Source organism: Micromonospora sp. MH33, assembly GCF_003013775.1.
Classification (GTDB): domain Bacteria; phylum Actinomycetota; class Actinomycetes; order Mycobacteriales; family Micromonosporaceae; genus Micromonospora; species Micromonospora fulviviridis.
In genome coordinates, this window is the sequence record NZ_MUYZ01000279.1 from 1 (window position 1) to 9283 (window position 9283).

9 protein-coding genes are annotated in these 9283 nt (G+C 73.0%); 3 read left to right on the forward strand and 6 right to left on the reverse strand.

Annotated features, from left to right (window positions below; genetic code table 11):
- Nucleotides 1-274: 274 nt before the first annotated feature.
- Nucleotides 275-1717, reverse strand: coding sequence for an MFS transporter (locus B0E53_RS29095; RefSeq protein ID WP_107078934.1), 1443 nt, complete (start codon nucleotides 1715-1717; stop codon nucleotides 275-277).
- 71 nt (nucleotides 1718-1788) lie between these two features.
- Complete coding sequence (locus B0E53_RS29100; protein WP_107078935.1) at nucleotides 1789-2025, reverse strand: hypothetical protein; 237 nt, start codon at nucleotides 2023-2025, stop codon at nucleotides 1789-1791.
- 144 nt (nucleotides 2026-2169) lie between these two features.
- Between B0E53_RS29100 and B0E53_RS29105 the strand changes: the two genes are divergently transcribed.
- Nucleotides 2170-3336, forward strand: a complete 1167-nt coding sequence (locus B0E53_RS29105; RefSeq protein ID WP_107078936.1) for a geranylgeranyl reductase family protein — start codon at nucleotides 2170-2172, stop codon at nucleotides 3334-3336.
- Here B0E53_RS29105 and B0E53_RS29110 read toward each other — a convergent pair whose 3' ends face one another.
- Nucleotides 3337-4371 carry an NAD(P)-dependent alcohol dehydrogenase gene (locus B0E53_RS29110; protein WP_107078937.1) on the reverse strand — a complete coding sequence of 345 codons (1035 nt, stop codon included), beginning with the start codon at nucleotides 4369-4371 and terminating at the stop codon, nucleotides 3337-3339.
- Between the two features lie 99 nt (nucleotides 4372-4470).
- On the opposite strand from B0E53_RS29110, the gene B0E53_RS29115 reads away from it, so the two are divergent.
- Entirely contained in the window at nucleotides 4471-4665 is a 195-nt protein-coding gene (locus B0E53_RS29115; RefSeq protein WP_229792022.1) for a hypothetical protein, read from the forward strand.
- 64 nt (nucleotides 4666-4729) lie between these two features.
- On the opposite strand, the gene B0E53_RS29120 is transcribed toward B0E53_RS29115, so the two are convergent.
- Nucleotides 4730-6520 (reverse strand): 5'-nucleotidase C-terminal domain-containing protein, encoded by a 1791-nt coding sequence (locus B0E53_RS29120; RefSeq protein ID WP_107078939.1) that lies wholly within the window; start codon nucleotides 6518-6520, stop codon nucleotides 4730-4732.
- 200 nt (nucleotides 6521-6720) lie between these two features.
- Between B0E53_RS29120 and B0E53_RS29125 the strand changes: the two genes are divergently transcribed.
- Entirely contained in the window at nucleotides 6721-7623 is a 903-nt protein-coding gene (locus tag B0E53_RS29125) for an SDR family oxidoreductase (protein WP_107078940.1), read from the forward strand.
- A gap of 26 nt (nucleotides 7624-7649) precedes the next feature.
- Here the strand turns inward: B0E53_RS29125 and B0E53_RS29130 are convergent, their stop codons facing one another.
- Entirely contained in the window at nucleotides 7650-8303 is a 654-nt protein-coding gene (locus B0E53_RS29130) for a nucleotidyl transferase AbiEii/AbiGii toxin family protein (protein ID WP_107078941.1), read from the reverse strand.
- Complete coding sequence (locus B0E53_RS29135) at nucleotides 8300-8626, reverse strand: hypothetical protein (protein WP_107078942.1); 327 nt, start codon at nucleotides 8624-8626, stop codon at nucleotides 8300-8302. Before B0E53_RS29135 ends, B0E53_RS29130 begins: the two co-directional genes overlap by 4 nt.
- Nucleotides 8627-9283 lie beyond the last annotated feature (657 nt).

Consider the following 9283-nt stretch of genomic DNA (forward strand, 5'->3'; position numbering starts at 1 on the left):
CGGCGTACCCGGACGCGTACGCGCAGTGGGAGCAGCAGGCCGCCGACATCGTCGCCCAGCACTGGAACAGCTGACCCACACACACGAACCGCTGGCCGGCACCCGCAACACGGGGTGCCGGCCAGCGGCGTACCCGGGAAAAGAGCGCAAGGGACGCGTGGTGATGGACCACGGCGGGCTGGGGGCGAGGGTGACCGGCGCAGGGATCAAGCCTGACCGCCCGGAGCCGGTCACCCTCGCCCCCAGCCCCAAGCGCAACCAAGCTCCGACTCCGTCAGGAGGAGCGATGACCGGCCACGACATCGACCAGCGCCGCCACCAGGGCCAACGCGATGATCCCCACGGCCAGCAGGAGCGAGTGCCGGTAGGCGACGGAGAAGTCACCCCCGCTGCCCGCCAGCGAGGAGAAGAACAGCGCCCCGACCCCGGCGATGCCCGCCGCCGAGCCGATCCGCTGCCCGGTCTGCAGCATGCCGGCCCCGCTGCCGGCCTGCGGCACCGGCACCTCGGACAGTGTCAGCGTCTGGTTCGGCGCGATGACCAGCCCGCTGCCCAGCCCGGCGAGCAGGAACGGCACCGCGGTCAGCAGCGGCACCGAGCGGTGCGGCGAGTCCCGCAGCACCCACACGGTGGCGAGCAGACCGAGCACCACGACCAGCAGGCCGGCGGCGACCAGCGGCCGGCCGTACCGGGTGACGACCCGGCCGCCCACCGCCGAGGCGGCCGCCGAGCCGAGCGCGAACGGGGTGATGGCCAGGCCGGCGGCGAGCGCGCTGTAGCCGAGCCCGACCTGGAGGTAGAGCGTGAAGATGAAGAAGATGGCGGTGAACCCGGCGAAGTAGACCAGGCCGATCAGCGAGCCCAGGGTGTACGAGCGCAGCCGGAACAGGCGCAGGTCGAACAGGGGCGGCCGGTGCCGCGCGTACCACCGTTCCCAGAACGCGAAGCCGGCCAGGAAGAGCAGGCCGACGGGGATGAGGACCCACTTGCCGGGGCCACGCCACTGCGCCCGCTGCACCAGCGGCAGCAGCACCAGGGTCACCCCGAGCCCGAGCAGCAGCACCCCGACGGGGTCCAGCCGGTGCCGGTCGGGTTGGCCGGCCGGTCGGGCCGGGATGAGCCGCCAGCCGAGCACCACGGCGAGGATGCCGACCGGGATGTTGACGAAGAAGACCCAGCGCCAGCCGTGTTCCTCCCCGCCGAGTTCGATGAGCAGCCCGCCGAGCAGCGGGCCGACCGCGGTGGAGATGCCGATGGTGGCGCCGAGCAGGCCGAACGCCCGGCCCCGGTCGGCGCCCCGGAACAACTGCTGGATCATGCCGCTCACCTGGGGGTTGACGATCCCGGCGGCGGCGCCCTGGACGAGCCGGGCGGCGATCAGCCATTCCGGCGAGCGGGCCAGCCCGGCCAGCGCGCTGGTCACGGTGAACAGCGCCACCCCGACCACGAAGGCGGTACGCCGGCCGCGCGCGTCGCCGAAACGTCCGGCCGGCACCAGGACCAGACCGAAGGTGAGCGCGTACCCGGACAGCACCCACTGCAGGTCGCTGGGGGTGGCGTGGATCGCGCGGTCGATCGACGGCACGGCGACGTTGACGATGCTGACGTCCAGCAGGGTCATGAACGCCGCGACGAGGCCGACGCTGAGCGCCTTCCAGCGGCGCCGGTCGTCGGACCCGGTGGCGTCCACCGGCGTCGACGACCGGTCCGTGCTCATCGTGCCCCCCGAAGACCGTCGATCACGCATCCCCGATCGCTACCCGGCCCCCGGTGGGGCAAACGACGATGTCAGGTCAGCTGACGCGCGCACCACCGCGGTCCGAAGTCCAGCCCGGACATCGGTGAGTCCTCCCGGTGCAGCAGCCCCCGCTCGGTGAGCAGGTGCAGCGGCTCGCTGAGCTCCTCTTCGGTCATGCCGGTCTCCTGGGCGATCAGGTCCGGGTAGGGGACGTGCCCCCGCACCTCCAGCGCGGTCACCGCCTGGTACACCCGTTCCTCGACCGCAGACAGCTGTACCTGCTGCATCGCTTCCCTCCTCGGCGTGGACCACCCGACCGGCGGGCGGCCTGCGCCGGGCGGTTACCCGGGCGGCGTCCGTTGATGCCCACCCGATCGGGGGGTCGTGCGCGGCGCGTGCCGGGCGGGCCGAGGGTGGCCTAGGCTGCACCCGTGATCATCTGGGACCTCGTCGTCGTCGGTGGCGGTCCGGCCGGCCTCTCCGCCGCGCACGCGGCGGCCCGGGCCGGTGTGCGCACCCTGGTGGTCGAGCGGGCCACCCACCCCCGGTACAAGACCTGCGGCGGCGGGCTGATCGGCATCTCGCTGGCCGAGGTCGCCGAGCGGATCGAGGTGCCCGCGCACGACCGGGTCGACCGGATCACGTTCACCCGGGACGGGCGACGCCGCTTCACCCGCCGGCACTCCGCGCCGCTGGTGGCCATGGTCCGCCGGGAGGAGTTCGACGACCGGCTGCGCGCCGCCGCGGTCGCCGCCGGGGCCGAGGTCCGCGAGGGCGTCGCCGTCCGCGCCGTCGAGCAGGACCCCGACGAGGTACGCCTGCGGCTGGCCGACGGCGACACGGTGCGCGCCCGCGCGGTGATCGGCGCCGACGGCTCCTCCGGCGTGACGGCCCGGCACGTCGGGGTGACCTGGCGGCAGGTCGACCTGGGGCTGGAGCTGGAGCTGCCGATCCCGCCCGCCGAGCAGGACCGCTGGCGCGGGCGGGTGCTCCTCGACTGGGGCCCGGTCCCCGGCTCGTACGCCTGGGTCTTCCCGAAGGGCGACCGGCTCACCGTCGGGGTCATCGCGGAGCGGGGCGAGGGCGAGCGGACCCGCGCCTACCTGCGCGACTTCGTGGCGCGGCTGGGCCTGTCCGGGGTGGCCCCGGAGCACGACTCGGGGCACCTGACCCGGTGCCGGGCGGAGGACTCGCCGTTGCGCCGCGGCCGGGTGTTGGTCGCCGGCGACGCGGCGGGCCTGCTGGAGCCGTGGAGCCGGGAGGGCATCAGCTTCGCCCTGCGGTCGGGCCGGCTGGCCGGGGAGGCGGTGGCCGGCGGCGACCTCGACGCCTACGACCGGGAGATCCGCCTCCGGCTGGTGCCGGAGATGCAGGCGGGGCACCGGCTGCTGGAGGTCTTCGCGCGGCGGCCCGAGGTGTTCCACGCGTTGCTGGCCACCCCGCCCGGCTGGCGGATGTTCGTCCGCTTCTGCCAGGGGCGGGCCAGCTTCGAGCGGACCCTCGCCCGCCGCCCGGTGCGGGCCGGCCTGGCGCTGCTGGACCGGCTGCCGGTGCGGCGACGGAGCGCCACCGCGCGGTCCGGCGCGGGCCCGCGGTAGTCAGGGCACGATGACCGCGCGGCCGTGGATCTCCCCGCGGCGCAGCAGCTCGTACGCCTCCGGCGCCTCCGCCAGGGGGAAGGTCTGCACGTCGGCCTGGAGCTGTCCCGACCGGGCCAGGGCGATCACCTCCTGGAGTTCCGCCCGCGTGCCCCAGAACGGCACCTCGACCGCGGTCTCCAGCGGCACGGTCGGTGGCTCGTCGGCGACCGGCCGGACCGGCAGGGTCCCGCCGGCCAGGCCGACCAGCAGCACCTGACCGCCGGTGGCGACCACCTGGCGGGCGGTGGTGAGGGTGGGGTCGGCGCCGACGAAGTCGAGCACCACGTCCGCGCCGTCGGGCGGCGGTCCCACCAGCGCCCGGATCCGGTCCACGCTGTCCGGCCCGGCCTGCACCACGTCGTGCGCGCCCAGCCGGCTGGCCAGGTCCAGGGCCGCGACGCTGGTGTCCACCGCGATGATCCGTACCGCGGTGGTGGCGACCAGGATCTGCACGGCCATGTGGCCCAGCCCGCCGATCCCGATCACCACGCAGGAGGTGCCCGGGCGCAGCCTGTCCCGGGCCAGCTCGACGGCGTGGTACGGGGTCAGCCCGGCGTCGGTGAGCGGGGCGGCCTGGGCCAGGTCCATCTCCCCGACGTGCAGCAGTCGGGAGCCGGGCACCACGACGTGTTCGGCCAGCCCGCCGTCGCGGCTGAGCCCGATCCCGCCGACCGGCACCACCCGGCACTGGTTCTCCGCGCCCCGCAAGCAGGCCCGGCAGCGGCCGCAACCGATGATCCCGTAGACCGCCACCCGGTCGCCGGCGGACCAGCCGGTGACGCCGGGACCGAGTTGGTCGACGGTGCCCGCGATCTCGTGCCCGAGGGTCATCGGGACCGGGAAGAGCCCGGCCGGGGCGTCGAGGATGTGCAGGTCGGAGTGGCAGGCGCCGACCGCGCCGACGCGCAGCAGCACCTCGCCCGGTCCGGCGGTCGGGGTGGGCGCCTCCACCTGCTCCAGCACCCCCGGGGCGGTCATCCGGATCGCGCGCATGCTCGTCCTCCACCTCGTCGCCGGACGGGTCGTCGCGGCGGCTTACCCGCGCCGGGTCGGTTGATGCGACGGGTGGCCGGGCGGGCGCACAATGCGGTCATGAGCGAACCGCGCGAGTCGTTCACCGACGAGGAGTACGCCTTCCTGCGGCACGTCCGCTTCGGTGAACTGCCGCCCGGGGTGCGGCCCGAGGAGCGGGTGGAGTCGACCGAGAGCGAGACCGAGCCGCGCCGGGACCGGCCCGACCCCACGGGCGGGCAGCACGAGTGGGACCTGCGCGCTGGCGGCGGCTGACCGGACCGGAGACGGCCGACGGGCCCCGGGTGGGGACACCCGGGGCCCGTCGCGGTGGTACGGGTCAGAAGACCGGCACGCCGTCGCGGACCAGCTTCCAGTTGTCGACGAAGAAGTCGACCGGCCGGATCTCGCCCTTGGCCTGCGCCCAGTCGATCAGCAGCTGACGGATCTCCTGCTGCTGGTTGTAGACCTGGGTCTTCACGATGCCCGGGAAGTTGCCGCCACCGCTGCGCCGGTAGTTGTTGACCGCCATGACGAACTGGGCGTCCGCGGCGACCGGGGTGTCGGTGCCCGGCAGGACCAGGCGGGTGATCCGCTGGCCGACCGGCTTGGCGATGTCGATGTCGTACTCGAGCCCGGAGATGACGTCGTAGTTGTAGTCCGGCACGTTCGGGTCGTTGATGTTCGGCAGGTCGATGGTGTCCCCGGCCGCCCAGGTCTTGAAGTACTTCGCCGAGTACTCCAGGTACGCCTTCACCTCGGCGCCGGTCATGACGACCGCCTCGAGGGTGTTGTCGAAGACGTACAGCCCGGCGACGTCGCGGATCCGCACGTCACCGGCAGGGAAGACGGCGGTCCGGCTGAACGGCGACGCCTGCGACAGCACCGGCAGGCTGGCGTACGCGGTGCCGGCCAGCGCCTGGGTGACCACCTCGGCCTGGACGTGGTTGATGAAGTCCAGGATCGGGGTGTCCTTGTACCGCGACTCGACGGTGGACAGCTCCTCCTTGGACTGCGCCACGACCTGGTTGACGTACCCGACGGTCGTGTCGTGCTGGCCGCGCACGGCCGCGAGCACCGCCGGGTCCTCGACCACGGTGTTGGTGTTCAGCGTGGTGGCGGACTTCGCGACCACCTGCCACCGGCCCTTGACCTTGGTGACGGTGAAGTCCATCCGGGTCAGCCGCTGGCCCCACTTCGACGGCTCGGAGGTGAGCACCTGCGCGCCGGTGGCCTTGTTGGTGACGAACTTCTGCGGCACCTCGTTGTGGGCGTGGCCGAAGAGGATGGCGTCGATGCCCGGCACCTGCTCGGCGATCAGCGCCACCGGGTTCTCGTTCGGCAGCTCCGGCCCGTAGCTGGAGGTGCCGCTGTCGCCGCCGTGGGCGGAGATGATGACCAGGTCGGCGCCGCGCTGCCGCATCACCGGCACCCACTTGGCGGCGGTGGCGACCATGTCGGCGAAGACCAGCCGACCCTCGACGTTGCCCTTGTCCCAGATGGCCACGCCCGGGTTGGTCAGGCCGAGGATGCCGACCTTGAGGGTGGGGGAGTCGTACCCGCCGAGCGCGACCTCCTTGATCACGTACGGCAGGAAGGCCGGCTTGCCGGTCTTCTCGTTGATCGCGTTCGCGGCCAGGGCCGGGAAGCCGAGCTGACCGATCCAGGTGGCGAGCAGCGGCAGACCGTAGTTGAACTCGTGGTTGCCCAGCGTGACGGCGTCGTACTTCAGCACGTTCATGGCGTTGGCCATCGGGTGCGTCGCGCCGGTCTCGGTGATCGGCTCCTGCTTGGCGTAGTACGTGGCCAGCGGGGTGCCCTGGATGGTGTCACCGGCGTCCAGCACCAGGGTCGCCTTGCCCTTGCGCTCGGCGCGGATCTGGTTGACCAGGGTGGCCAGCTTCGCGACGCCGACGTCGTTGTGCTTGCTGTCGTCGAACTCGGCGTCGCGGTAGTAGTCCCAGTTGTAGACGTTGCCGTGGGTGTCCGAGGTGCCGAGGACGGTGAGGTCCCAGGTCTTCGCGGGCTTCGGCTTGGCCTCGGCGGGAGCGCCGGCGATCAGGGGGGCGGTCGCGGCGGCGGCCGCGACGGCCAGCACCTGGCGGCGCGAGGCGCCGGAGGAGGAGGTCATGAGGTGCCCTTCCATGGGGGTGGACGCGCCTCGTGGGCGCCGTTGCGCACCATAACCACCGACTGTCACAGACGCCACCTCGCCCCGAGGTATCTCACACCACCAGCGCCGCGCGCCCCCGCCGCGTAACACCGCCGTTTCCGTCCCCGGTCCCCGGGTAGGGCGGGAGGGGACCGCCAGGACGGCACGAGGGAGACCCGGTGAGCGAGGACCAGTACACCCAGCAGGACCCCACCCGCCAGTACGGCCAACAGCAGGGCCAGCCCGGCCAGCAGCAGTCGGCGCCCGGCACCGAGCAGGAGATGGGCCCGAAGCCGGACCACGGCGAGGAGTCGTACCGGGGCAGCGACCGGCTCTCCGGCAAGCGGGCGGTGATCACCGGCGGTGACTCCGGGATCGGCCGGGCGGTCGCCCTCGCGTACGCCCGGGAGGGCGCCGACGTGCTGATCTCCTACCTCGGCGACGAGGAGGAGGCGGACGCCCGGGAGACCGTCAGTCTGGTCGAACAGGCCGGGCGCAAGGGCGTCGCCGTGCGGTGCGACCTGCGTGAGGAGGCGAACTGCCGGGAGCTGATCGAGCGGGCGCTGTCCGACCTCGGCGGCATCGACATCCTGGTCAACAACGCGGCCTTCCAGATGTCGCAGGACAACGGCATCCTCGACATCACCACCGAGCAGTTCGACCGGGTCTTCAAGACCAACGTGTACGCCATGTTCTGGCTCTGCAAGCTGGCCGTGCCGCACCTGCCCGAGGGCTCGGCGATCGTCAACAGCTCGTCGATCCAGGCGTTCAACCCGGCGCCGCAGTTGCTCGACTACGCCACCACCAAGGCGGCCATCGCCAACTTCACCAAGGCCCTCGCGCTGAACCTGGCCGACCGCGGCATCCGGGTCAACGCCGTGGCGCCCGGCCCGGTCTGGACCCCGCTGATCCCGGCCACCATGCCCGAGGAGAAGGTGAAGCAGTTCGGCACCGACACGCCGTTGGGCCGCCCCGCCCAGCCCGCCGAACTCGCCCCCGCGTACGTCTTCTTCGCCTCGCAGGAGTCCAGCTACGTGACGGGGGAGATCCTCGGCGTGACCGGCGGCAAGCCCACCAAGTGAACCCTGGCCGCCGGCCGCGCCCGTGGTCAGCGCGGCCAGGCGGCCATCCGGCGGCGGACCTCGGCGATCTGACCGGGGTCCAGGCCGTAGCGGGCGAACCGGCGGTCCGGCACCCGGTCCAGGTAGCGGCCCGCCGCCCGGACGTCCTCGACGTCCAGCGCCGGGTCCACCTGCCGGGCCAGCTCCAGCAGCTCGGTCACCGCGTACCGGTCCAGCGCGGCCGAGACGTCGATGTAGTCGCGGACCTCACGGCGGTTGACCAGCGCGGCGGTCTTGTTGGCGATCAGGTCCCGGACGTCCATCACCGGGCCCAGGTCCATCACGACCGGGCTGCGGTAGCGGTCGAGCCGGGCCAGGCTGAGCCGGATCTGCCGGCCGTCCCGGCTGACCACGAAGTCCCGCAGGTCCCGGTCGTAGCCGTCGAAGAGCTCACCCAGCTCGCTGTCCGGATCGGCGTCGTCCACCCGGTAGCCGGCCCGCTCCAGGGCGGCCCGCACCCCGGCGGCCGCCGCGGCGGCCGCGCCCTCCACGTCGGCGAAGAGGTCCACGTCCTCGGTCGGGCGGGTGACCAGGCCGTGCGCCGCCCAGGCCACCCCGCCGCCGAGCACGAACCGGTGCGGGCCGGCGGCCGCGAGGGCCACCCGGGCCACCTCCCGGTAGAAGTCGTGCAGGTGGGTCACGCGGTACGCAGGCCCCGGTGCCGGCTCTCCCACGCCAGGCGCACGCCCCGGGGCAGGTTCAACAGCGGCCACACCCGGCGCAGCGTCCCCCCGTCGATCAGCTCGCGGAGGTCCTCGACCCGGCTGGTCTCGCGCAGCACGTTCTCGTACATCCAGAGCAGGTCGTCGGGGTCGGCCAGGTCGAAGGCGCGCTCGCTGCTCCACATCAGGCGCACCGGCAGCTCGACGATGCCGCGGGTGGGGCCGGCCAGCTCGCCGAGGGTGCGCGCCACCACGGCGGGTCGCCCGGGACGGGCGAGGTACGCGGTGCTGGTGGCCGACATGGTGTCAGGGTAACCCCTGTCCCGCGTTTTCCCATCGCCCTGACCTCGCGCCCACCGCCAGCACGACGACCCGGCTGTAGTTGGTCGAGGTTCGCATCCACCGGCGGGCCCGTGCGGGGTTGCCGTGCCTGGGATGCCGATCGCCGGGCGGCCGGCCATCTGGGGGTGTGTGTCCGGTTCCGCCCTGCGCCTGGGGTCGTTGGGTGGAACGCCATGTGTGTCTCCGTCGCCCGGTGACACCCACGCTGTTCCAGCGATGGGCTCCGCCCGGGCGGAATGTCCGATTCATAAGTGGTCGGCGGCACCCTGGCGGCGGAATGGCGGGCGGGTGGGCGTCGTTGTATACCCGTGAACGACCGAGGAGAATGCCCCCGCGCGACGAGGTGCCGGCTGAGGAAGACAGCCCCGCGAGGCGGGGCGCCGGTCCCGGAATGATGGTGGGTCGCCGGTCGTTGTACATGGTCCCGGCGCGACGAAGAGGCTCCCCGGCCTTGCGCGTCGATGATCCCCCCGATGACTTCATTGAGCGCCTGACGTGGTGCTTGTGCACACCACCCCATCCGACCCCCCGGTCGGTGTGTGTGCGCCAACCCCCGAATGGAGCTTTCCCTCATGAACACGATGCTGCGTAAGAGCGTGCTGGGTATTGCTGGTCTG